The organism is Acinetobacter sp. YH12252 (assembly GCF_013417365.1).
Lineage (GTDB): Bacteria > Pseudomonadota > Gammaproteobacteria > Pseudomonadales > Moraxellaceae > Acinetobacter > Acinetobacter towneri.
Genome location: NZ_VPEA01000004.1, coordinates 177,562 through 203,274 on the forward strand (window position 1 = coordinate 177,562; position 25,713 = coordinate 203,274).

The following is a 25,713-nucleotide window of genomic DNA, read 5'->3' on the forward strand; positions in this document are numbered from 1 at the left end:
CTTTGAGGATAACTGTGTGGAAAACAAGCATATTCACTTAAATTCAGCTCAAACGCCAATGCAGGCGTGGATGGATTATCTGTGTCAGCCGCCATTTAGCAATGTCACTTTTGATGCTTCAGCGCAAATTTTGATGCAACAGGTACTCGATGCTATTCAGCAAGGGGATAGCTGTATTCCTGCAACCGCAGAACAAGTGGCGGCATTGCAACATTTGCACATGAACTTGCAGCGTAGCGCTTTAAATCCTGATCCACAAATTGCACCGTTTGTATTTGATGGGCAGCGTTTGTATTTGTATCGCTACTGGAAACTGGAACATCAGGTTGCTAGCGATATTTTACGGATTCAGGCGCAGCCGCCTTTGTCCTTTGAATTACAAGCCGAACAGCTTAATTTATTGCAAGATCCACAGCAGCAACAAGCGTTACAGACTGCGGCAACTCAAAGTTTAAGTATTATCACTGGTGGGCCAGGTACAGGAAAAACCTATACTTTGGCGCATATTGTTGCGGTGCTTAATCAAGCTTTACCCAATATTCGGATTGCGATGGCTGCACCAACAGGCAAAGCGGCACAGCGGATGGATGAAGCTTTGCAAAATGCCTTGAATAGTCAAGCTTTACAAATGTTTAATGTCGATGCTTTACGTCAATTACGACCCGTGACTTTGCATCGTTTATTGGGCTTAGGCAATACAGGCAAGCCACGTTTTCACGCTAAACAACCTTTACCTTATGACGTGATTGTGGTCGATGAAGCGTCGATGCTGGATTTAAGCCTGTCACAGATGTTATTGGCTGCCATTCCTGCGCAGGCACGTTTAATTCTGTTGGGCGATGCCAATCAATTGGCTTCAGTCGATGTCGGTACAGTATTGGCCGATTTACAGCAAGTGCCTGAACTCGCAAATAACCGTGTCAATTTAGTGACCACACGTCGTTTTGCTGAAGGTGCAAAAATTGGCGCAATGGCGAAGTTTATTCAGCAAGAACATTCTCCTGCACAGGTTTTGGCTGAGTTTGAACAGCAAGTCGTGGCAGCAGGTGAATTAAAGCCAATTCAATTTAAGCAAGTCGAAATAGATGCCCTACAACTGCAATATTTACCTCAGCAAAATGGGCAAATTTCAGCGGAAAATTTAGCGCATTATTATGATCAGCTGATGTATGGTTATCAGGCTTATGTAGCGGTATTAAAAGCACATACTTTGGGCTTGGAACAATCAAGTACAGCATTTCAAGCGCATGTTGAGAATGTGGTGAATGTATTTGATGATTACCGTATTTTAACCGCAATTCGTCATGGTCATTTGGGTTTACAACAACTGAATTTGCAGATTGAAAAACGCTTGTTGCAACAGTTAAAACAAACCAAACATGGCGATTGGTATGCAGGACGCCCCGTCATGATGACCTATAACGATTATCAACTGGGGTTGTCGAATGGTGATATTGGCATCTGTTTTATGCGAGAGCAGAATGATCAGCGCCAGTTTGAAGTATATTTTCCAAGTTTAAATAAGTGGGTGCCTGCAACACGCTTACCTAAAAATATTGAAACCGCATTTGTACTTACTATTCATAAATCGCAAGGTTCTGAATTTACTCATACAGCTGTGGTGTTGGATGCTGCGGCAAAAAACTTGCTGAGTAAGGAGCTGATCTACACTGCCATTACCCGTGCTAAAAAAGTCGTAAGTTTGTTGGTTGATGCGCAAGCTTTGCAGCAAGCTTTGATGATTCGTACCCGTCGCAGCAGTGGTTTATTAGCCAGAATTAATGACGCTTTGGATTGTTAAGTAAAACTGAATAAGAGATGGTTTTGTACGAAATGGCTTACATTGATTCGAGAAATTTGCGCATAGAGATTTCAAGATCTTTTTGAGAAGATGACTTCACATAAAAAGCTCAATAGGGATAGTTGAGCATAATCGCAGAATAATAACGATAAATGTCGAATGACAGCGAACTGACAGGACGTGAGTGAGAAGAGGAAACTTACAGCCGCTAAGCCTTGTAGTTTTGGGAGAGACTACAGGGCTTTTTTATGCCTGTAAGTTTGGGTGATTTGCAAAATGCTGACAATGCTTACCTGTTGTAAGAAAAAGCTTACAAACAGATACGAGAAATACGACTTCTTTCACTTTAGTATTGTGGCAAAATCTACCACACAAGGACGTGAAAGCAAGAACAGGAATGTTCAGAGAATAAGACGCGAAAACGCGCAAATAACCACAATAAACAAGACAATAAGAATAATAAGACAAGAAACTACAGCGCAAAAAACAGCCCGAGCTATGCTCGGGCTGTTTTATTTTAACGGCAAAATATTCCAGTGGATGAAAAGCAGTTGGCAAAATATTACATATTATCAATCATATACAATTGTATATTTATTTTCCTTAGACACTTTATACCTAACATGATGTGTATACCCTTAGCATAAATCATACTTTTATTGGTACATCTCAAAATTAAAAGTGCTTGTTTGTCGTTCTGTTTTGCAATCGGCACGTTTTTGCCTTAAAATAATGCCCTTGCTGTAGTGATGCACGGCAGTCAATTGAGCAATCAATTGATCGGTATCAAATCTTTTTATTAAGCATCTCGGAGAAATCGAATGGCTTTAACAAACGCAGATCGCGCAGAGATCATTGCTAAATTTGCTCGTGCTGAAAACGACACTGGTTCACCAGAAGTTCAAGTAGCACTTTTAACTGCTCAAATCAATGACTTACAAGGTCACTTCAAAGAGCACAAACACGACCACCATAGCCGTCGCGGTCTAATCCGTATGGTTAACCAACGTCGTAAGTTACTTGACTACCTTAAAGGCAAAGATGTGACTCGTTACAGCGCATTGATTGCTGCTTTAGGTTTACGTCGTTAATTCGATTTAAGCTTTTATTTTCGGACTATTGCATGTTGAATGCTGTATTACTGAAAACTAAAGTATATCTAGCCTTGGCTAGATCAGTGGAAGGGGCGAATGATTCGCTCCTTCTTTGTGTTTAAAAATCGTGTTTCATTCGAGTGAGGTCGGCTTCTAAGCTTTGTCATTTACCTAAACAATTGTATTGTGAATGCCAAACCTTAGGGGTCTCCACGAGAATAATTGTTCACAAGAACTAGGAAAAAATAAAACATGTCGATGTTTAATATTATTCGTAAAGAATTCCAATTTGGTCAGCACCAAGTTGTACTTGAAACTGGTCGTGTAGCGCGTCAAGCCAACACGGTGATGATTACTATGGGCGGCGTGACTGTATTGGTTGCAGTGGTTGCTCAACCAACAGCAAAAGCGGGGCAAGATTTCTTCCCACTGACTGTTAACTATCAAGAAAAACAATATGCTGCAGGTCGTATCCCAGGTGGTTATGGTAAGCGTGAAGGCCGTGCTTCTGAAGCAGAAACTTTAATTTCACGTTTAATTGACCGTCCAATTCGTCCGTTGTTCCCAGAAGGTTACTACAACGAAATTCAAGTCACTGCGACTGTTGTATCTTCTGACAAAACAATGGAAGCTGACATTGCTGCAATGTTAGGTACCTCTGCTGCACTTGCAATTGCAGGTACACCGTTCCGTGGCCCAATTGGTGCGGCGCGTGTGGGTTTAATTAACGGCGAATATGTACTGAACCCGAACTTTGAACAAATGGCGCAATCTGACCTTGACCTTGTGGTTGCAGGTACAGAATCTGCTGTATTGATGGTTGAATCTGAAGCGAAAGAACTTTCAGAAGACCAAATGTTAGGCGCAGTGCTTTACGGTCATGACGAAATGCAAATCGCGATTCAAGCGATCAAAGAATTTGCTGCAGCTGCTGGTGCAACTGAGTCAACTTGGACTGCTCCTGAGAAAAACGAAGACCTTCGTGCAAAATTAAAAGAAGCGTTTGAAGCAAAAATTTCTGAAGCTTATACCATTGCCATCAAACAAGACCGTTATGCGGCATTAGATGCACTTCAAGCAGAAGCCGTTGCGCAATTCGTTCCTGAAAATGACGAAACTGGCATTGCAGATGACTTGAACGAACTCTTTGAAGATCTTAAATACCGTACCGTACGTGACAACATCTTGTCTGGTAAACCACGTATTGATGGTCGTGACACCAAAACCGTTCGTGCGCTTGACGTACAGGTTGGCGTTCTAGACCGTGCGCACGGTTCTGCATTGTTTACCCGTGGTGAAACTCAGGCTTTGGTTACCACCACTTTAGGTAATACACGTGATGCCTTAATGGTTGATACCTTATCGGGTACTAAAACTGACAACTTCATGTTGCACTACAACTTCCCTGCATACTCTGTAGGTGAAACAGGTCGTGAGTCTGGCCCTAAACGTCGTGAAATTGGCCATGGTCGTTTGGCACGTCGTGGTGTGCAAGCTGTTCTTCCTGCAGCAGATCGCTTCCCGTATGTAATTCGTATCGTATCTGACATTACTGAATCAAACGGTTCATCTTCTATGGCGTCTGTTTGTGGTGCATCGTTATCACTTATGGATGCAGGTGTTCCATTGAAAGCACCAGTTGCGGGTATCGCAATGGGCTTAGTGAAAGAAGGCGAGCGTTTCGCGGTACTTTCTGACATTTTGGGTGATGAAGACCACCTTGGCGACATGGACTTTAAAGTTGCAGGTTCTGCCAACGGTATTACTGCACTGCAAATGGACATCAAGATTGAAGGCATCACCGAAGAAATTATGGAAGTTGCATTAAACCAAGCTTATGCGGGTCGTATGCATATCTTAAATGCAATGAACCAAGTGATTTCACGTGCGCGTCCAGAAATTTCAATGCATGCGCCAACTTTCCAAGTGATTAACATCAACCCAGACAAAATTCGTGATGTAATTGGTAAAGGTGGTGCTACCATCCGCCAAATTACTGAAGAAACTAAAGCGGCAATTGATATTGAAGACAACGGTACAGTGCGCGTATTTGGTGAAACCAAAGCTGCTGCACAAGCTGCTGTTGCAAAAATTCAGGCTTTAACTGCTGAAATCGAGCCGGGTACAATTTACACAGGTAAAGTAATCCGTATTGTTGAATTCGGTGCGTTCGTAAATATCCTTCCGGGTACTGACGGTTTACTTCACATTTCTCAAATTTCAAATGAGCGTATTGCCAACGTTGCAGACGTGTTGAAAGAAGGTCAGGAAGTGAAAGTACAGGTTGCTGATGTAGACAACCGTGGTCGTATCAAATTAACTATGAAAGATATCGAACAAGCGTAATGCTGTGTTGATGATCTGAAATGGTCAAAAAACCCGTATTCAATCTGAATGCGGGTTTTTTTATGCTAAAAATTTTGTTGCATCGTACAAACCATCTTTGTTGTATGAAAAGCGGCATAAATTACAGCATGTATTTGAAAAGAAGCCTGATCCATGCTTAAACTGAGTACATCTTAAAATCTCAAAAAACCGTACAAGAAAACTGAAATAGAGTGCCCGTTCTATGCAAAGTTATTATTTTTATCTGCATACCAATCATAAAACCAATATTTATGTGCAAAAACAGCCAATTGAAGGGCTTGAGCCTGAATTTATCTGGATTGATTGCACCCGTGATGATGTGCTTAACCGTGCAGAACAGTGGCAACAAGAGATTTTTCAGTACAGTCAATTATCGCTCAATGAATATCATGTGCGCGATATTTTAAATATAGAGCATCCATGTGCGTTTGATACTTTAGATGATTATGACTTATTGATTTTCCGTAAACTGATCACACCCGAAGACCGTATTGCAACAGGGCAACAAGTCGGGGAGAAACATGAACGGATTTTTGGACTGGCCACTACGCCGATGAGCTTTATTATGACACCGCAGATTTTGATTAGTGTGCGGGAACAGGGCAATAAAGTCATGGAAAGCTATTTGTCACGTGTGGAAGCAGCGGTACAACGCCCGATTGAAGAACAGAATAAAGCACGCAAACTGGCAGCAACACCATTAGATTTAACGTTGCGTTTACTGAATTTGGTAGCGGATGATTACTTGGATATTCGCATGCCGCTAACCCGCCGTGTGGAATATTGGCAACAAGAGTTGTTGCAGGGACATCGTCGTTTTACCCGTTGGCATCAATTGCTGCAAGAAAATATGGCGTTTCAGCAAGTTGAAAATTTATGTGAAGAGCAAATAGAAGCCTTGCAGGAATTGCGTGATGAAATTGTCGATAACTACCCACATTTACGTGGCAAAAAACGTAGTGAACGGCAGGATATTATTTTGGTACGTTTGGATGATTTGACCAGTCACATTGAACGAATTCAAAAGCATACCATTCGCTTACGCTCTGCAGTGCAAACCGCAATTGATCTGCATTTTTCTGCTATTGCCAACCAGACCAATGAAAACATGCGGATTTTAGCCATCATTACCGCAGTTTTTGCACCTTTGACTTTATTTACAGGGGTGTATGGTATGAACTTTGAGTTTATGCCGGGGCTGAAACACGCACAGGCCTTTTGGATCATGCTTGGGGTAATGGTGATGACTACTTTGTTGTTGCTGTATTATTTTTATCGTAGGCACCTTGTCGGTCTGGGTGAAAAAAGTGTGATTGATATGTTGGCACAGCAACATAATGACCAACCCATGAATTTATTTTGGTTTTTAGACTATGAACCCATTAAGCAAACCGTGAAAGGCACCATTAAAGAAGTTGAAAAACTGACTAAACTTAAATGATCTAGAAGATAAACTTACGGATGTGGTGATGGATTGAGTCCTGCATCCAATGCGGATTCACAAGATAATGTATTGATTTAAAAGTTGTCCACAGACCTCAAAAGTTATCCATAGGACTGATAAGCTTATCCACAGATTGAACCAGATAGGCAGACACTTAGCTCAAGATGGCAGTTTTTTGAATGCTGTTTTCAGACTTGAATACGCCATCTTGTTTTGCTTTTTGTCTTTTCTTGCTGTGTCCTGCATTTGATCGTATGAGGATTTGCAGTTCAGACTTGTATGTATTTTTAAGCCAATTGATCATTTTGTGCATTACGCAGCAAGTGATACATTTCATCTTTTAGTCTTAATTTTTTGCGTTTCAGCGCTTCAATGTCATCATTAATTTGATGCACAGGATCAAGCTCTAACTGGCTGATTTCACGGTCTAGCTGTTCGTGATCTTCAAAAATTTTTGAAAAATGTGGATTGCTGTCGCGTAATCCCTGAATTAAATCACGAAACTCAGGAAACATATTTTTAATCTTCTTGTTGCAGTCTTTAGTTTTCATTGTGTAGATCATTCTCATCAAAAAAATTTACGGGCATAGAAAGAAAAACGCTCTAGCAAGGTGATGAATCACACAACTAGAGCGTGAGGATTAACTATGTTGAAAATTCAGATGTTTAACTTCTTTACGTAATTTTTGCACTTCATCAATCAGGTCAAGCATCATGGCGACAGCTGAAAAACTGGCATCAAAATCACGTTGCAGCCGATAGGCTTGGCGTGCACGGTTGATATCTTCACCAAAAAATTGGTGGATACGTTCGGCAGGGCGGGAAGGCAGGATGTCATATTCTAAAAGTTGTAAGACCCATTCAGGGCTTTGCCCACACGCTTCGGCAAATTTTTTTAAATCTAACTGGGTAAATTCTTCAATAATTTCTGTGTGCTGTCCGTCTGAAGTGATTTCACGATATAAAATAGTGGTCATGGCATACTCCTTCTGATCGAATTCAAACGAGTTGGCTCGCCTGAAATGAGGGATTGCTTTACATCAATAATTGGTGGATATCCAATAAGTGATTCTCTTTAATTTAGCCTGTGTACGCTGTAATAGAATCTTTTATTTGTATTCCTTTGGTGAAATTCAGCCAACCCTTTGCTGTGCTCACGCCTGTTATATTGATGTGTCAATTTGGCTTGTGCGTATAGATGTCTTATAGATATTAGTCTATTTTTTATTCAATGCCATCCTTTATTTCAATATTTTGGATTGAACGGTCGTATGGTGTTTAAAAGGATTGTTTCAAAATTTGGTAATAAAAAGGGTTCTTAAAAAGAACCCTGTAAATCAATGTTTTAGTTTTTGGAATTAGTATTTTACCCAAGTCACGCTGCGACCAATCACTGAAACACCTACATAGCCACGTAAGGTGAGGCGCTTACCGTTAGCGCTTAAACGAGCTTTGCCTTTATAAACTTTACCGCCAATTGGGTCTAAAACATGACCTTGGTTAAATTCACGTGGGTTTTTAGCATCTTGTTTAAAGCCCCAAATAAATGGCAAGCCAATAAAAGGTTTATTCTTTAAGTTACCTGGACAATTGCTACAAATCACCATTTTTTCTGCACCCGGAATATTACGGGTTTCCACGATAATGCCTTCATACGTGCCATCTGGCTTTTTGCGAATTTCGACATCGGCACGCGAATAACCAGTGCGGTCATCAATGGTTTTCCATTTACCGACCAGTAGATCGCTTTCTGCAAAGCCAACACTTGAGAGGGTTGTTAAAACTAAACCCACAAAAATCCCTCTGAAATTTATTTTCATGAACAGCATCCCCAAAATTGTTATTTAAAAAAATAGAGTAAAAATTCTATTTCGGGTTTTATAGCAAGAATGTAATAAACAAGCAAATTGAGCAGTGTGAGATGTCAGGCAGGAAAAGATATAAGTGTTATGGAGTTGGTAATTTAAATCTAATCATTCCGATAAAAGTGTGCAGAACACAGCTTTTATCGCATTGGTGAGGAATAATATCAGTATTTCACCCACGTCATTTTGCGGCTGGCATTGGTGGCAAGGTCTACATTATAAAGGGTTAAATGTTTGCCATTGCTGCTTAAACGTGCACGAGTTTTATATTGTTTACCTGTGCGCGGGTCTAAATAGTCACCTTCATAAAATTCAATTTGATTGCTTGGCGTAGCTTTTAAGTGACTTAATGGCACAAAACCTAACAGTGGCTTATCTTTATTTTTACCCGTACAGAGTGTGCAATTTTCCAAACGCGGTGCGCCAGGAACCGCACGTAGTTCTATAATCGTAGCGGCATACGCACCTTGTTTATCTTTACTCATGACTACGTCAGACAATGAAAAACCTGTGCGGTAGTCTAATGTTTTCCATTTGCCCAAAAGTGGGTCTGCATTGGCTGCATAAGCTAAACTTGAACAGCAAATCGCGCTGATGAATGCTAAACGAGAAAAGAACAGGGTGTTCATAAAATCAATATCCCAGAGAAGAAGCAGCCTAAAATATATAAAGGCATAAAAAAAATATGGGATTATTTATACCCAATTTACGCGGTATTTTCTAGTAATTGCATGAAAGTTTTGTGAAATTAATCACATGAAAAGTAATAAAATAATAGGTTTTGACGATGGTCATCACGTAAATAAAAAATGAGCAGAATGTACTGCTCATTTTTGATGAATTTTCAGCATTACATCACATATTAATCATGGTATTCACCATGCCATTTAACTGAGATGTTCTCCAAATAAACCTAAGGCTTCTTCGGCACTAAAGCTATATTGTGTGCTGCAGAATTGACAATCCATAGTAATAGGGTTCTGATGTTCCAAAGTTTCACGTACCGCAGCAACACCAATTTGCATTAAGGCATTGGCACAGCGCTCTTTGGAGCAAGTGCAACCAAAACGTAAGGCTTCCACTTCAGGCAAACGCACTTGTTCTTCATTGTATAAACGGTACAAAATTTCATTGACGTCTAAATCAGTCAATTCTTCCGCTTTTAAGGTTTCAGTCAGCATGGTCACACGCGGCCATAAATCTTCATCGACCCGTTGTTGTTCTTCTTCACTGTTACGCGGCAACAATTGAATCAGCAAACCGCCCGCACGTTCGGCATTGCTTGCCAACACAATACGAGTTGGAATTTGTGCCGATAAGTCGTAATACTGCATTAAACATTCAGCTAAATTGGCTTTGTCCAAAGGCACAATACCTTGATAACGCTCACCAAATTCAGGCTCGATATTAATAAACAGTACAGGACTGACCAAACTTTTCAGGACGGTACTGCTGTCTTCAGCGCTTAAAAAGCGCGGGTCTTGTTCGTAGTCTGCCAACGCACGCACTTCACCCAAGTGGTTACATTCCGCCATGGCCCATTTAAATGTGCCAGATGCCTGAATTTGTAAGCTAATACGCCCTTTAATTTTTAGGGTACTGGCCAGTAGGGCAGTGGCGCAAAGCATTTCTCCCAACAACACTTGTACCGCAGGCACATAATCACGTTGTTTCAAAATGGTTTGCAAAGCTTCTTCGAGATGAACTACTTCACCACGAACAGGGCTATCTTCAATAAAAAAGCGTTGGCGTAAATCAGACATAAAATTCTCCATAACCCTGTTTTAATGGTGGCAATATTGTAAAACACAAGTCAGTTTGCTGCATCACGTGTTACATCAATATGACTGCTATGCAAGCCGCGTTTTAAATCGACACCCAAGGGCATTTCACGGTTTTGTGCATCACTTTCAAACAGGTGTTCCAGTTCTGCCAAAGCGTTACGATGGGTTTCATATACTTTTTGTTCATCGGTATAAATGTGCTGCTGTTGTGCCAAGAGTTGTTCATCATAATCACGGAACAACTCAATGCTTTTATAGGCATCTTTTTCATTAATGCCCAAATCGCGCAAAGCCTGATAGGCCATGCCTAAAGAGGATAAATACGTTTCACGCCAAATATAGGTAACGCCTAAATCGCGCAATAAGTGCACATGATGACGATCACGAGCGCGTACCAGTAATTTTAGCGCTGGATAATTCAGGCGAATATGCCGTGCCACGTTCATTGAGTCTTCAATATCATCAATGGCTAGAATAAAGATTTTGGCATGCTCGATGCCTGCGGCACGTAAAATTTCAGGTTGAGTGGCATCGCCATAATAGACTTTACCGCCGTAATTCCGCACAAAATCAATTTTATCCATATTGCTGTCGATGGCAGTAAAGTGCAGATGCTGCAAGTACGCCACACGGGCAATAATTTGTCCAAAACGACCAAAACCCGCAATAATCATGGGGTGATGTGTATCGGGAATTTCGTCATATTCAGGCGATTTTTCACGTTCTAAGCGAGGAATAATTTGACTGCTCATCAACCAATATAAAATTGGGGTCAACACCATCGACAAAGTCACAATTAAGGTCAGTGGTTGCAGCATGGCCTGGCTGAGCACACTTTCACTTTGTGCGACACTGAGCACCACAAAGGCAAACTCACCGCCTTGTGCCAAGCAAGTCGCCAACAACAAACTATTGCGCCAAGAATATTGGAAATAACGGGCAATGGCCGTGAGGCTAATCAGTTTGATGAGCAGGAGCAGCAATGCACCGCCTACAATCAGCCAAGGGGTATTCATTAAGATTGCCAGTTCGGTGCTCATTCCGACGGTCATAAAAAATAAGCCTAGCAATAAGCCTTTGAATGGGGCAATACTGGCTTCTAACTCATGTCTAAATTCGGAATCTGCCAACAATACGCCTGTTAAAAATGCACCTAAGGTGGTGCTAATGCCCAGCACATCCATAATGCTGACCACGCCAAGTACAATGAATAAACCGACAGCAGTGATCAGTTCATGTGCGCCACTTTTAGCCACAAAACGAAAAAATGGACGCATGAGATAACGGCTAAATAAGAACAAACCGCTAAAGGTCGCCATGATTGCAGCAAAATAAGCAATGCCATGATGAGTCGATTCTGCACCTGCTAACATGGGAATGATGGCAATTAAAGGAATGGCGGCAATATCTTGAAACAGCAGAATGGAAAAGGATTGTTGTCCATAACTGCTGTTGAGTTGCTGCTTTTCTTGCAACATTTGTAGCACAAAGGCTGTAGAGGAAAGTGCCAGTGCAAAACCTATCACCACACTTGAGGCAATGCCTTGCTGTAAGGCAAAAAAAGCCAAGATTGCAAGTAGAATACCCGTGATGCCGACCTGTAAACTACCCAAAACAAAAATGGGCTTGCGCATTTCCCACAGCCGTTGTGGACGCAGTTCTAAGCCAATAATAAACATCAGGAACACCACACCATATTCTGCCAGTTCCTGAATATCATCGGGGTCGCTGGCAATATTGAATACGCTAGGCCCTAGCAAAATGCCTGTAAACAAATAGCCCAATACGGTCGCAATACCAAAGCGTTTTAGTAAGGGAACCAAAACCAATGAAGCGCCTAGAAAAATGGTTATTTGTAACAATAAGGACATGTGGTCATCCAAAGTTTAAAGCGGTGGATTATTGAAATAAGTGCTGATACAGCTAAGTTTCAATTTACAGTATTAGCTAAATTCTTGCGGATCTATATCTAAACTTAGTTTCATGCTGGATGGCTTTTCATGCAACATATTTTGCCACCAGTTCCTGATATAAAAATGTAAGCGTGCCCGATCTTTAGACAACAACACCATGTGTGCATGGAAACGTCCTGCTTTACGTTCCATTGGCGCAGGAATCGGCCCCCAAATTTCAATTAATTGTTCTGAATGTTCTCTAAGCCATTGTGCATGTTGTTGTAAAAATTGCTGGTTTAATTCCTGACTTTTAGATTCACAGCGAATCAAAGCACTGTAACGATAAGGCGGTAATTGTGCAGCTTTGCGTTCTTTTAAACTTTGTTTGGCGAACTTGCGGTAATCTCCCTCGACCAATGTGGTGAGAAGTGGATGATCAGGACGCACACTTTGCAAATAAACATCACCTTTATGCTCACCACGCCCTGCACGTCCCGCCACTTGCACAATCAGTTGAGCCGTGCGTTCAGGTGCGCGAATATCCACACTAAGTAAGCCTGAATCAATATCTAAAATTGCCACCAATGTCACATACGGAAAATGATGCCCTTTGGCCAGCATTTGCGTGCCCAATAAAATCAGTGGTTCGCTGCGTTGAATACGGTCATAAATTTTTTGCCAACTGCCAACACGACTGGTTGAGTCACGATCTACCCGAATCACATCTACATTGGGAAACAGCTCGTTTAAACTGTCTTCGACTTTGGCAGTGCCCATGCCAATTGGTTTGAGTTCTGCATGGTTGCAGGCAGGGCATTGCTCAGGTTTACGATGAATCGTACCGCAGTGGTGGCAATGCAAATGTGTATAAGGTTGATGATGCAAGGTAAAGTTGGCATCACAATTCGGGCATTTGGCTTGCCATGCACAGCTCTCACAAATCAATACGGGTGCATAGCCGCGTCGGTTTAAAAACACCAAAACTTGTTCTTTTTTAGCCAAGCGTTTTTTGATTTCATCAATCAATTGTTGGCTAATACCGTGCTGTTTTTTGGCAATTTTTAAATCAATCAGGTGGATTTTGGGCATGAGTGCCGTGCCCGCGCGTTGATTTAATTCCAGACATTGCATTTTGCCTTGATCGACTAGTGCATAGCTGTCAATGCTTGGAGTTGCCGAACCTAAAATAACAGGGCAATTTTCCAGATGGGCACGATAGAGCGCAACATCACGGGCATGGTAGCGAAAACCTTCCTGCTGTTTAAAAGACAGGTCGTGTTCTTCATCTAAAATAATCAAGCCTAAATTTGGCAATGGGGTATAAATCGCAGAACGTGTACCTAAAATAATCGAGGCTTTGCCCGTTTGTGCGGCTTGCCACGCCTGCAAACGCTTGGAATCATTTAAACCTGAATGTAAGAGGGCGATGTGGCAGTGAAAACGCGATTGGAAACGGCTAATGGTTTGTGGCGTTAGACCAATTTCAGGTACTAACACCAACACTTGTTTGCCCTGTTTTAGTACCTCATGCATGATGTGTAAGTACACTTCAGTTTTACCGCTACCCGTTAAACCATCCAGTAAAAATGCCTTATATTGCTGCCGTACTTTAAGTACGCTGTCGATGGCTTTTTTCTGATCTGGATTAGGGGTTAAAGGCATTTGCGCCAAAGTCACTGGCATTGGGCTAAAATCTTGGGCTTCCAAAACACATGCGCAAATTTCTTTATTCGCCAAGGCTTTTAGGGTTGCTGTTTCAATGCCTGCCAAATTTAAAATATTTTCAGAAGTTCCCGAAGGATGCAGCTTTAAAATTTTATAGGCTTCTTGTTGTTTTTCTGAGCGTGTAATTTTAGCTTCGGCATGTGCATCCAACAATTTCCAAGTACGTGCCAATAAATTATAGGGTTTGGCTTGGCGCAATAAGCTAGGTAAGGCACTTTGCATCACTTCACCAATCGGGAATTGATAATATTGTGCCGACCATGTCAACAAAGTTAAAACTTTAGGGTCTAAAATCGCTTGCTCATCTAACAGTTCGCTAATGGCTTTGAGTTTAAAACGTGGATCAATTGGGGTGTCGAGTGCCAGTTTTTCGACAATAATTCCGACCAAGTTTTGCCGACCAAAAGAAACCAAGACCCGCGCGCCCACTTCTGCTTGCTGATATTGTGCTGCACTGAGCATATAATCGAAGCAGTCGTAAAGATATACGGGTACAGCCACTCGAATACGATAAACAGGCTGTGGGTCTAAAGTGGAATCTGGCATAGAAAAAGTCGTATCGTCCTGTGAAAAATGGCTTCGTGCTCGACTTTGGCATGTGTTAGAGTGAGCACAGAATTTATATCTAAGAATATGAATGATTTTAGTGGTCAGACGCAACTGCGTTGCAAGAAATTTTGGAAAATTAGAGCATTACAATGCCAGCATATCAATTTACTGCCATTGACGCTTCAGGGAAGCAGCAAAAAGGTGTTTTAGAGGGTGATTCTGCACGACAAATCCGTCAGCAATTACGTGACAAAGAATGGATTCCTGTCAGTGTCGATACCGTTGAACAAAAAGATAAACACAGTGGCAAACAATGGTTTCAGAAAAAAATCACCGCCTATGATTTGGCTTTGCTGACCCGTCAGTTATCGGTTTTGGTGGCTGCTGCGATTCCTTTGGAAGAAGCCGTTCGCGCTGTGGGTAAACAAAGTGAAAAAGCCCATGTGCAAAATTTGCTGATGTCGGTGCGTTCCAAAGTTTTGGAAGGTTATTCACTGGCCAATGCTTTACAACAATCGGGGCGTTTTCCAGACTTATATATTGCCACCATTGCCGCAGGCGAGCGTTCGGGGCATTTGGATTTAATTCTGGAACAATTGGCAGATTACACCGAAAACCGCTTTGCCATGCAGAAAAAAATTCAAGGGGCGATGATTTATCCCATCATTTTAATGCTGATGTCTTTTGCGATTGTGATGGGTTTAATGACTTATGTCGTACCCGATATTGTTAAAACCTTTGATCAGAGCAAAGATGCCTTGCCGTGGATCACCGTGGCATTAATGAAAGCCAGTGATTTTATTCGTGTTGCATGGCCGTTTTTACTGGTGGCTTCTGTGGTGGGGGTATTGTTGTTGGTGCGTTTTTTACGCACCACCGCAGGGCATTATGCCTTTGACCGTTTAACCTTAAAGTTGCCGTTATTTGCAAAATTATCACGTGGGATTAATGCCGCGCGTTTTGCCAGTACCTTGTCTATTTTGACTCAGTCGGGTGTGCCTTTGGTGGATGCGCTAAATATTGGTGCTGCGGTCAGTAACAACTGGGTCATTCGTGATGCGGTCAATTTGGCGGCAGAAAAAGTCACTGAAGGTGGTAACTTGGCGACGCAATTAGAGCGCAGTGGTTATTTCCCACCGATGATGGTACAAATGATCAAAAGTGGTGAAGCCTCGGGCGAGTTAGACCGTATGCTGTCACGTGCTTCAGACATGCAAGACCGTGAAGTGACCACACTGATTTCTACCCTGTTGGCATTATTAGAACCGTTGATGTTGGTACTGATGGCGAGTATTGTACTGGTGATTGTGATTGCGGTAATGCTGCCAATTGTGAATATGAACAATATGATTTAAATCGTTTTGAAGCATCGTTCTTCAAACAGAATCTAAAATAAATGTCGAATTGATATAAATAAATGAGAGAGATTGAATGAAACAGAAGCAACCGAGTAAACAGTCTGGTTTTACCCTGATTGAAGTCATGGTGGTGATTGTAATTTTAGGTGTGTTGGCGGCTTTAATCGTACCGAACGTAATGGGACGTGGTGAAAAAGCCAAAGTAGATACTACGGTTATTACTTTAAAAGGTGTGGCTGGCGCACTCGATCAATACAAACTCGATAATCAAAAATATCCTTCAATGCAAGACGGTGGTTTAGACGCCTTGGTGAATCAGCCTGCTTCGGCTAAAAACTGGTTGCCAGGCGGTTATGTGAAAGGGGGCTATCCGAAAGACAGTTGGGATAATGACATCCAATATGTGATTCCGGGTTCAGAAGGTCGCCCATTTGATTTATATTCTTTTGGTGCAGATGGTCAGCAGGGTGGTGAAGGTACCGATGCCGACATTTATTATCAGCCTTAATAGAAGATGAGTTGAGTCTATATATTGATTCAGTGAACTCCAAAAAAACCGAGCGCTTAATGCTCGGTTTTTTTATGAATGGTTATTTCTAGCCGCTATTGAACAGTACTATTAACGACGTGATTTAAACGACACATCCACCTGACGTGGTCGATAAATCCACCCCATAATTAACAACAGCAATGAGAAAATCAGCACAGGCCAATCGCTGAGTTGGGTATACAGTGTTTGACCTTGCATGGCAGGCAGATCACCACGCAGCACAAATTCCTGATCCATTGGCGCTTGTTTGACAATATGCCCATGATGGTCAATAAATGCGGTCACACCTGTATTGGTGGCACGAACAAACCAGCGTCCATTTTCTTTGGCGCGCATTTGTACCATTTGTAAATGTTGCAATGGCCCTGCAGTACCCGTAAACCAAGCATCATTGGATACTGTTACCAAAAAGTCACTTTGGCTAGCATTGCGGCGGGTCAGGTTCGGATAAGCCACCTCATAACAAATGGCTGCCCCCAAATGATGCTGTTTAATTGCAAGCGGTTTTTGCTCAGACGCTCCACGTGAAAAACCACTCATGGATGGGTCATTTTGCATCGCAGGTAGTACCCAACTCAGTAAGCCTGAAAGCGGAATATATTCACCAAAAGGCACCAGACGCTGCTTTTTATACAAGCCTTCAGCCGCATCTCCCGTTGCCATAATGCTGTTGTAATACATTGGATGTTGCTGCACTTGTGATTCAGGCAAGTCCCAATACGGAATACCTGTCACCCACGAACTGCCCGTTTTTTCAGCCTGTGTTTTCATGGCATCCAAAAACGGTTCAATATCGGTCTGGAACATTGGAATGGATGATTCAGGCCAAACAATAATGTCGCGTCCCCATTCAGTTCGGGTCAAGCGGGTATAAATTTCCAAGGTCTTAATTTGGTATTCGGTTAGCCACTTTAAGTCTTGAGGAATGTTGCCTTGAATCAGAGAAACCGAGAGTGGCTTTTCAGATTTTGCAGTTACAAAACTGAGTTGTGCTGCACCCCATGCACCCAAAAGTAAAATTGCCGATGGAATCAGCCAGAAGATACGCTTTTTAAGGACTTCAACCAACGCACAGGCCAGCAAGATGACCACAAAAGACACCCCGAAAATACCAAACAACGGTGCATAGCTATCCAAAAAGCGTTCGGTGAAGGCATAACCTGCAAACAGCCATGGAAAACCTGTAAAGACCCAAGTTTTCGCCCATTCAAAAAATACCCATAGCGGTGCAAAAGTCAGTGGTGTTTCAGGGAAAAACCGACGATATAACCACGTTTGTGCGGCAGTAAACAAACCCATCAACAGCGCCATAATGACAATCATCAGCACGCTTAAAAAGGCATTGGTGTCGCCATAGACGTGAATGGATGTATAGAGCCAAAATGCTCCGACAAACCACAACCCAATCCCGTAAGACCAACCAATCAAAAAGGCCTGTTTCGGGGTGCGTTTGCTTAAAGTCGCATACAGCAAAGCAGGTGAAAGTAAGGCAATCCACCAGTAATGATAGGGAGCAAGTGCCAAACTAAACACTGCACCTGCCAATAGGGCAATGATTAATGGATAAATTAAGGGCAGTTGTTGATGTTCTGCAGGATTAGACAGCTTGGAAAAAAAAGTCCTCATTGACGTACGGCTCGAATCAGATGAATAGTGCGGGCATCTGCTTCAAGAATGGTAAATTCCCAGTTGCCAATCACAATCACTTGTCCTTGCAAATCACTCACCAAACCAATTTCCTGAAGCAATAAACCGCCCACAGTTTCTACTTCATCGTCAGAAAAATCTGCATCTAAAACATTATTAAAATGTTCGATTGGTGTAAGTGCTTGTACTAACCAAGTATTTGCCGTTTTTGGGTCGTGATCGGGGATGATGTATTCTGCTTCTTCGTCAATATTGTCGTGTTCATCTTCAATTTCACCGACAATTTCTTCTAAAATATCTTCTAAAGTAACCAAGCCCGAAGTGGTGCCATACTCATCAATCACCACTGCAATATGGGTTTGGGTGTTTTTGAGCATACGCAATACTTGGTCTGAACGAGCACTTTCAGGCACAAATAACGGCTGACGCATTAAGGCGCGAATATCGACTTTGGTTCTTTGTTCGGTCAGTAAAGGCAATAAATCTTTTGCCAATAAAATCCCCACCACGTTGTCGGGTTGGTCAGATGAGAACACAGGAAAACGTGAATGTGCCGATTCGACCAGTACATGCAAAATGTCGAGTAGCTCATCATCTTCTTGTAAGCTAATCATGGCGGTACGTGGGGTCATGACTTCACGGATTTTGGTGGCAGGTAAATCCAGAACACCTTCGAGCATTGCCACCGTATCGGGTTCTAAAAAACGACGTGAATCTTGTACTAATTTTAGCAATTCATCGCGGGTTTCTGGTGCAGTGCCTAACCATTTTCTTAGGCCACGCATACCCCACGATGGGCCTGATTCCTCGTGCATGATCTTTCCTAAAGACTCTTTATATCTAAAAAACTTAGCTTAATCATACCTTAGAAAATACAGTTGTCTATTGCTAATCTTGGGAGAAAATGACGGCAATTACGTCACGAGATGTGTTGCTGTGCGTAGCGGGAACACATAAAACAAGGCTGCGCTTTATGCTAAACTAGCCCGATGTTTTAATATCGAGTCTGTGCATGTCTGAACTTCCTGTCACACCTAGTATTCAACTGAATACCCGCGGTTTGCGTTGCCCTGAACCTGTGATGATGCTGCATCAAGCCATTCGCAAATCTAAGTCTGGCGATGTGGTTGAAGTGTTTGCAACTGACAATTCGACGTCTTGGGATATTCCAAAATTTTGCATGCATTTGGGGCATGAGTTGTTATTGCAAGAAGAACGCTTAGATGAGCAAGGCAATAAAGAATTTCATTATTTGGTGAAAAAAGGCTAATAGGCAAAAATTAGCCTCAGCACTTTTAGAACACTATAATTTAAACACGATAAAATAGTCATGTGATCCATATAGGCATATTTCATTTGCAATTCATGCAAGTTGAAATATGCCTTTTGTGTTTTTAGCCATGACGTTCAACTTTATTTTTAATTTTTCATCAATTTTGCATCAATCCAACCTGCTTCACAGTTTGAGTTAAAAAATGGCGAAACGATCCACGAGTTGCGTTATCTGCTACACATTTTTTAAGGGACTTTTCAACTTTTCTGCATTTATAGGGCAAGTTGTGTGCTTGTGCAAAATCTAACAAAGCTCTGTGTGTTGTATAAGAAATAATTTTTAGAGTGTGAGTTTAGTCTATTGTTTAATTATTGATTTTTAACAAAATTATTTTAAATATTTTTTAATATATGGAAAAATTAGCCTATAATGCGATCAGTTTATTGAGTTCGATTGCAGAACATTTGGGGATAAAATTAAGCAGATTTGGGGTTTTGCTTGGTTTGAATGTTATATGGCAGTGTTTATGTTTTATAAGGCTGAAAAAGCTGATTAAGCTGTCGCATTAAAGTAGTCAAGTTAAGAAAAATAATTTTGGGGGGCTTAACTGATTGTCTTTATCTTAAAAAAATATGCCATTTAGACTGAGCAAAATCTGCTTAATTTTTTACGTGATCAATCATCAATAAATCTTGCGTTATCATCATTTTGATTGAGTACGGTATGATTTTAGATAAAAAGCAAAACTTTTCTTTAAAGCCACTGAGTGTGGCGTGTTTATTGGCCATGAGTATCTCAGGCTGTTCATCGGGTTCAGGCTCTCAGTCAAGCACGGTTCAAGTCACTGATGTGTTGGGGGCAGAAAATGTCAGCCAAGAAGATCAACCGACTACAAATGAAGGCATTGGCAGCGGAGTAGAGCAACCTGTCGCACCATCTGCCCCCATTACCGATCAACCTCCTGTGAATTTAGAGCTAGATCATGGCGATGTATCATCCAATGGTGGTGGTTTGAGTGGTGGCAGTACAGATCATGGCAATACATCACCAACTGAAGATTCACTTTTAGACAGCAATGATGCTGTACCTAGCGATGATGCTACCGTTTTAGAAAATAATGATGTCAATCAGCCTGATACGATACCTACACTTGAATCACCTCCGTCAGAAGCAGAGCAACCTGTCGATGTGGTAGCTCCACCTGCAGTAGAGCCTGCTTTAACCGACACCGTTTTGGTCGATAGTGCAATTCAAGATATTGAAGTACCACAAGATACATCTGAAGTTGAGATGGGTAGTACGATTCAAGAACTTGAACCCTCACAAAACACTTTAGAAGTCGAAACAGGCAGTGCATTTCTTGAAAGGAAGGCAATTTAACCATCACAGGCAACTATTCGATGCAGATTGCTGCAGATCAGCAGCAACATGCGGGTTTTAAAGCACGTTTTGGCAATTTGCTGACGGTAACGGGAACCGCCAATTTGGCAGGGACTTTGAACCTGTTTGATGAAGTGCCACTTGATCAGCCACTTATTACTGCACAAGGTTCACAAACTACCGTATTACGTGCGCAACAAGGCGTACAGCGTGAGTTCGATGCTTATCGCTCAAGCAATCCATTATTTGAGTTGACACAAGTTAGTTATCGTCCTGAACTGAATGCAACGGGCGAGCCTGTACGTGCGGCAGATACAATCAATACCGATGTGGTGATTACGGCAAAGCGTAAATCGACTGAAACGGTGGCGGCTCTTGCTGCTGAACTTGAAGGACGTACTCAGGTTGCCCGTAATTTAGATGTAGTTTTAGCAAGTCTTGATCAGAAACAACAGTTAGAAACGCTGGAAGATGCTGAAAAAGTTTTTGCCAATCGCTTATTTAACAATTTTGCTCAAACTATACGTTATAGCAATGCTGCTGAAAGTACAGTTTCTACGCAGGCATTGAATCAACTGTTTCATCAACTTGATCCAAGTTTTTATGCCAATACCGTTTTGAATGTCGCAGAAGAAAGCAGCAAGCAAGAACGTCAGTTTGCACAGCGTTTGGCAACCGCACAACCCAAACAGCTTTGGTTTTCGGGTGATTACCAAAGTTATGATATGGATTATGTCGGCTTAAATAGTGAGCGCCGTAGTCATCATCAAGGTGTTGGTGTGGCAACAAAACTGGCAGGGATGACCTTGGCAGCGCAGGCCGATTTCAGTCAACTGAACTTAGATGATGCCGTACAAACAGGCTCAAAAAATAGCAGTCAGAGCAAAGCCTATGCACTAACTATGGGGACAGCACAGCAGCTTAATCGTGATTTAAGTGTCGCGGCATGGTTAAAAGGCATGCAGGTGGATGTTGACGCGCAGCGTGGTCATGCTCAAGCACAAAAAATACAGTTTGATGGACAAATGTATGCCGCAGGTTTGCGTCTAGATTATAGCTATCCACTCAGTCAAAAAATGCAGATTCAACCGTATTTAGACGCTTCGTTCCAACATTATGTTCATGCCGAACAAACTCAGCAGGATGGTGTCAACAGCTTAGATGATTTGGTGATGCAGCGCTGGAATTTTGGTGCAGGTTTGCAAGCCAATTACCAGTTGAATCCAGCATGGCAATTGCAAGGCAGCTTGTATTACAGCCAACCGATTCAGGAAAAAGCATATTTAGATACCCATTATGTAGGCACAGCGGAGAAACTGAAGTTTGATGCATGGCATGCCGATCAAGGTCAATATCATGCTGCCTTAGGTTCACAACTTCACTTTGGACAACATAGTTTTCTCAATTTGAATTATGAATATAGCGGGCGATCACATAGCGACAGTCATCGGGTACAGTTGGCGGTAACGACTCGATTCTAATTGATCGTTTTATTCATGAGAAAGTCATGAAAAAGCGTAGATTTGCGTATGAATGAGAAGTTTGAATCTTGATTGAAACAGCCATGTAGATAAATCTGCATGGCTGTTTTTTAGATCACAGTCAAATGGACTGAGTTTTAGACCGCATAGCGACTCATTAAAGTCAGTGGTGCTTTGGACTGTAAATAATCGGCAGGAATAAATACGATATTGGCAGCGTGTTGCTGTGCTGCATCAATAATATGGTTGATCACATCGTCTGTGGCTTGTGCGCTGTCAGGTGCGTGCGCTTGATCTAGATAAATTCGTTGCTGGTCGGTATCGACCCAACCTGTCTGCATGTAGCCTTGTTGAACATATAAAGTATCGACATTATTTTGCAACACTGCCTGATAAATTTGCTGCAGATCGGTCACAACACGGTCACTGGCATAGAGTTCATCCAGTTGCTGCGCATGTTGCTGATGCAATTGTTGTTGATGGCTTTTTAGCTCGGTCTGAATACTGTCAATAATGTGTTGTGCGCTGCCTTGTTCTAGCTGAGTGACGTTATCTACACTGAAAATAATGGCATTGGGTTGGTCGCAAATAGATTCATAAAAACTGATATTGCGTCGATCACCCACAATGACCAAGCCCAATGGCTCACTGGCACGTACAGTTTGCACATTTTTATCGACACGGTTTAAAAACTCTTTGAGTAAACGGTCTTCATTGGCGGCTGTGGCACGTTCTGCACCGCTGGTGCTATATAAGTTATCATTTTGAACAGGAAATGCACCATGTGGCAGTCGTTCATTCAAGTCGCTGTCATCTACAGAAAACTCATGGATTACACGATCATTGGAGGCCTTAATCAGACGTCCAACTTCACGACTGATCACTACCACATAGTATTGCACTGCATAAGATAGCTCACGAATAAAATCACGCACTGAAAATTGTTGATCAATCACAATACGTTCTTGGGTAGGGAATGGCAGACGCAGTACTTGTGCACTGTCGGCTGTGGCAAAAATAGCCAGACTGTCTAAATGGTAGTTGGGATTCAAATCTTTGGTTTGATGATGAATCTGTTCTAAAATTTGTGCCACCAGACGTTTGTCATAGTCTGCCAACAGGCGTTCTTCGAGTTGTTTAAGTTGGTTTTTAAGAGCAATCACATCTTGCTGATTGTCTGGAAAGGTACGATGTGTGGGTAGAAATAAGCTGACTGCAGGTTGTGCCTGCACATTTTTAAGTTGGTTGAGGGTGTCTGTTAAATTAAGCATGTTGGAATTCCTCTTCTAATGAAAATAAGAAGAACAACCAAATGCTTGAGCAAGATAAAACTCAAAGTACTGCTTTATACTCCACTCAAGTCAGTTTTAGTCAGCATCTACAACATTTTGCTACCGTGCTAAGTGCTGCATAAAATGCCGAATAGCATTGTATAAAAGCTGACAAAACAACATTTTCGGTTGTTCAAGTCTGAAAAAAACGAAATAAAAAACTAAAAATAGAAAAGATAAAAAATAAGCAAAAACAGCATAACAAGGAAAGTTATTCAATCGCCTGCTTTTGAATAGAGAAATACCTGAAAAATGTAAGGGATTATGAGACCTTGGTAATTTTGTAAACTGTGTATAAAAAAGCAGTGCCGAGGCACTGCTTTTGGGTTTCTCAATTGCGATTCGCAATTACATATTCGGGTAATTCGGACCACCGCCACCTTCAGGTGTTACCCAAGTGATGTTCTGTGATGGGTCTTTAATGTCACAAGTCTTACAGTGAACACAGTTGGCTGCGTTAATCTGGAAGCGTTTTGAACCATCATCATTTTCCATGATTTCATAAACACCCGCAGGGCAGTAGCGCTGTGCAGGCTCATCCCATTTAGGTAAGTTTACGTTCACTGGAATAGAGGTATCTGTCAACTTTAAGTGTGCTGGCTGATTTTCTTCATGTACGGTATTCGATACGAACACTGAAGATAAACGGTCAAAAGTCAGCTTGCCATCTGGTTTTGGATAGTTCGGTTTAAAGCTGGTTGCATCTACAGTTTTGAGTGCGCTGAAATCAGGCACTAAATCATGCAAAGTAAATGGTACTTTAAACACGTTCTGGTCGATAAAGTTAAACGCACCACCCATCCATTGACCAAACTTATGCATTGCAGGGCCAAAGTTACGTGCGCTATAAAGTTCTTCTTTCAGCCAGCTGTTGTTGAATTTTTCAGTGTAAGCCGTTAGCTCTTTCACAAAGAAATCTTCGCCTTCAGTTACGCGAGCAATCGCCAAGTCACCGCCTTTTGCGACACCTGCAGCAATCGCTTCAAATACTGCTTCACCGCAAAGCATGCCAGACTTCATGGCGGTATGAGAGCCTTTGATTTTGGCAAAGTTTAAGAAGCCTGCATCATCACCAATTAAAGAACCACCTGGGAAGGTGAATTTTGGCAATGAGTTAAAGCCACCTTTGGTCACAGCACGTGCACCATAAGAAATACGCTTGCCGCCTTCTAGATACTGTTTAATTAGAGGGTGAGTTTTCCAGCGCTGCATTTCCATAAATGGATACATGTGTGGGTTGGTATACGACAAGTCCACAATCATACCCAAAGTCACTTGGTTGTTTTCTGCGTGGTATAACCACCAACCGCCTGAAGAACCTGTTTCACTTAATGGCCAGCCTGCACCGTGCATGACTAAACCTGGTTTGTGTTTTGCAGGGTCAATTTCCCAAAGTTCTTTAATACCAATCCCGTAGTGTTGCGGATCGGCATCTTTATCCAAATTGAATTGCTGGATTAAACGCTTACCTAAATGACCACGACAGCCTTCTGCGAAAATGGTGTATTTGGCATGTAGTTCATAACCCGGTGTGAAGTTATGCGTTGGCTCGCCATCTTTACCAATGCCCATGTCACCAGTTTGGATGCCTTTAACCGTACCATCGGCATGGTAAAGAATTTCAGATGCCGCAAAGCCAGGGAAAATAGAAACTTCTAATTCTTCGGCTTTTTGACCTAACCAACGCACCACGTTGCCTAACGAGATCACGTAGTTACCATCGTTATGCATGGTTTTAGGCACCATCCAATGCGGTGCTTGCTGAGCTTTTTCAGGTGACATCAAGAAGAAAGTTTTATCTTCAGTCACAGGCACATTTAAAGGCGCACCTTCTTCTTTCCAGTTAGGAAATAACTCGTTGATGGCGCGAGGCTCAAGAATTGCACCCGAAAGGATATGCGCACCAACTTCAGAGCCTTTTTCGACCACACAAACGGACAGATCATTTAAATTGTTTTCAATTGCAAGTTGACGAATTTTGATCGCAGCAGAAAGACCCGCAGGGCCTGCGCCTACGATGACTACGTCAAACTCCATCGATTCACGTTCGATGTGTTCCATGTAGGACTCCTCATATAATTGAAGGTGGCAACCGCATCAAGCAACGGTGCTGCCATGAGTATTTTTAGTTGCCAGACACAAATTTAATCGTGTCTTTTACAGTATGGG

Annotated in this window: 20 protein-coding genes; 9 read left to right on the forward strand and 11 right to left on the reverse strand. The window is 42.0% G+C overall.

Going from position 1 to position 25,713, the window contains the following annotated elements; translation table 11 throughout:
- The first annotated feature begins 16 nt into the window (after positions 1-16).
- From recD to FTV28_RS05945, 4 genes are all read left to right on the forward strand, one after another.
- On the forward strand, positions 17-1,801 hold the full coding sequence (gene recD, locus FTV28_RS05930; protein ID WP_179989708.1) for an exodeoxyribonuclease V subunit alpha: 1,785 nt from the start codon (positions 17-19) through the stop codon (positions 1,799-1,801).
- Between the two features lie 821 nt (positions 1,802-2,622).
- Positions 2,623-2,892, forward strand: a complete 270-nt coding sequence (rpsO, locus tag FTV28_RS05935) for a 30S ribosomal protein S15 (RefSeq protein ID WP_004975922.1) — start codon at positions 2,623-2,625, stop codon at positions 2,890-2,892.
- 261 nt (positions 2,893-3,153) lie between these two features.
- Positions 3,154-5,241, forward strand: a complete 2,088-nt coding sequence (pnp, locus tag FTV28_RS05940; RefSeq protein WP_171257431.1) for a polyribonucleotide nucleotidyltransferase — start codon at positions 3,154-3,156, stop codon at positions 5,239-5,241.
- A 223-nt stretch (positions 5,242-5,464) separates the two neighbouring features.
- Positions 5,465-6,703, forward strand: a complete 1,239-nt coding sequence (locus tag FTV28_RS05945; RefSeq protein ID WP_179989710.1) for a magnesium transporter CorA family protein — start codon at positions 5,465-5,467, stop codon at positions 6,701-6,703.
- Between the two features lie 290 nt (positions 6,704-6,993).
- Here FTV28_RS05945 and FTV28_RS05950 read toward each other — a convergent pair whose 3' ends face one another.
- The 7 genes from FTV28_RS05950 to FTV28_RS05980 form a co-directional block, all read right to left on the reverse strand.
- Positions 6,994-7,257, reverse strand: a complete 264-nt coding sequence (locus tag FTV28_RS05950) for a YdcH family protein (RefSeq protein WP_026438326.1) — start codon at positions 7,255-7,257, stop codon at positions 6,994-6,996.
- A gap of 90 nt (positions 7,258-7,347) precedes the next feature.
- Entirely contained in the window at positions 7,348-7,683 is a 336-nt protein-coding gene (locus FTV28_RS05955) for a chaperone modulator CbpM (RefSeq protein ID WP_096901332.1), read from the reverse strand.
- Positions 7,684-8,064: 381 nt separating this feature from the next.
- On the reverse strand, positions 8,065-8,526 hold the full coding sequence (locus FTV28_RS05960; RefSeq protein ID WP_154321103.1) for a DUF2147 domain-containing protein: 462 nt from the start codon (positions 8,524-8,526) through the stop codon (positions 8,065-8,067).
- Between the two features lie 209 nt (positions 8,527-8,735).
- Positions 8,736-9,200, reverse strand: a complete 465-nt coding sequence (locus FTV28_RS05965) for a DUF2147 domain-containing protein (RefSeq protein ID WP_004975938.1) — start codon at positions 9,198-9,200, stop codon at positions 8,736-8,738.
- 258 nt (positions 9,201-9,458) lie between these two features.
- Positions 9,459-10,334 (reverse strand): Hsp33 family molecular chaperone HslO, encoded by an 876-nt coding sequence (gene hslO, locus FTV28_RS05970; RefSeq protein ID WP_004975941.1) that lies wholly within the window; start codon positions 10,332-10,334, stop codon positions 9,459-9,461.
- A 50-nt stretch (positions 10,335-10,384) separates the two neighbouring features.
- Positions 10,385-12,226, reverse strand: a complete 1,842-nt coding sequence (locus tag FTV28_RS05975) for a monovalent cation:proton antiporter-2 (CPA2) family protein (protein ID WP_154321101.1) — start codon at positions 12,224-12,226, stop codon at positions 10,385-10,387.
- 72 nt (positions 12,227-12,298) lie between these two features.
- Positions 12,299-14,521: a primosomal protein N' gene (locus tag FTV28_RS05980; protein WP_004975947.1), complete on the reverse strand. Its 2,223-nt coding sequence runs from the start codon at positions 14,519-14,521 to the stop codon at positions 12,299-12,301.
- A gap of 152 nt (positions 14,522-14,673) precedes the next feature.
- Here FTV28_RS05980 and gspF point away from each other — a divergent pair, with 152 nt between their 5' ends.
- Together gspF and gspG are read left to right on the forward strand one after the other, a co-directional pair.
- Positions 14,674-15,879 carry a type II secretion system inner membrane protein GspF gene (gspF, locus tag FTV28_RS05985; RefSeq protein ID WP_004975948.1) on the forward strand — a complete coding sequence of 402 codons (1,206 nt, stop codon included), beginning with the start codon at positions 14,674-14,676 and terminating at the stop codon, positions 15,877-15,879.
- A gap of 76 nt (positions 15,880-15,955) precedes the next feature.
- Positions 15,956-16,390, forward strand: a complete 435-nt coding sequence (gene gspG / locus FTV28_RS05990) for a type II secretion system major pseudopilin GspG (RefSeq protein ID WP_004975950.1) — start codon at positions 15,956-15,958, stop codon at positions 16,388-16,390.
- 111 nt (positions 16,391-16,501) lie between these two features.
- Here gspG and lnt read toward each other — a convergent pair whose 3' ends face one another.
- Together lnt and FTV28_RS06000 are read right to left on the reverse strand one after the other, a co-directional pair.
- On the reverse strand, positions 16,502-18,058 hold the full coding sequence (gene lnt / locus FTV28_RS05995; protein ID WP_179989712.1) for an apolipoprotein N-acyltransferase: 1,557 nt from the start codon (positions 18,056-18,058) through the stop codon (positions 16,502-16,504).
- Entirely contained in the window at positions 18,055-18,894 is an 840-nt protein-coding gene (locus FTV28_RS06000) for a CBS domain-containing protein (protein WP_004975954.1), read from the reverse strand. The genes lnt and FTV28_RS06000 overlap by 4 nt, the downstream gene beginning before the upstream one ends.
- A 197-nt stretch (positions 18,895-19,091) precedes the next feature.
- Here FTV28_RS06000 and tusA point away from each other — a divergent pair, with 197 nt between their 5' ends.
- The 3 genes from tusA to FTV28_RS06015 all read left to right on the forward strand — a co-directional run bounded on the left by tusA (position 19,092) and on the right by FTV28_RS06015 (position 22,213).
- Positions 19,092-19,349: a sulfurtransferase TusA gene (gene tusA, locus FTV28_RS06005; protein WP_004975955.1), complete on the forward strand. Its 258-nt coding sequence runs from the start codon at positions 19,092-19,094 to the stop codon at positions 19,347-19,349.
- Between the two features lie 726 nt (positions 19,350-20,075).
- On the forward strand, positions 20,076-20,732 hold the full coding sequence (locus tag FTV28_RS06010; RefSeq protein ID WP_154321099.1) for a hypothetical protein: 657 nt from the start codon (positions 20,076-20,078) through the stop codon (positions 20,730-20,732).
- Between the two features lie 20 nt (positions 20,733-20,752).
- Positions 20,753-22,213 carry an autotransporter outer membrane beta-barrel domain-containing protein gene (locus FTV28_RS06015; protein WP_131261087.1) on the forward strand — a complete coding sequence of 487 codons (1,461 nt, stop codon included), beginning with the start codon at positions 20,753-20,755 and terminating at the stop codon, positions 22,211-22,213.
- Between the two features lie 137 nt (positions 22,214-22,350).
- Here FTV28_RS06015 and FTV28_RS06020 read toward each other — a convergent pair whose 3' ends face one another.
- Complete coding sequence (locus tag FTV28_RS06020; protein ID WP_104852982.1) at positions 22,351-23,484, reverse strand: hypothetical protein; 1,134 nt, start codon at positions 23,482-23,484, stop codon at positions 22,351-22,353.
- Positions 23,485-23,892: 408 nt separating this feature from the next.
- The gene (locus tag FTV28_RS06025; RefSeq protein WP_004975965.1) at positions 23,893-25,605 is read right to left on the reverse strand and encodes an electron transfer flavoprotein-ubiquinone oxidoreductase; all 1,713 of its coding nucleotides are present in this window, start codon (positions 25,603-25,605) and stop codon (positions 23,893-23,895) included.
- Positions 25,606-25,713 lie beyond the last annotated feature (108 nt).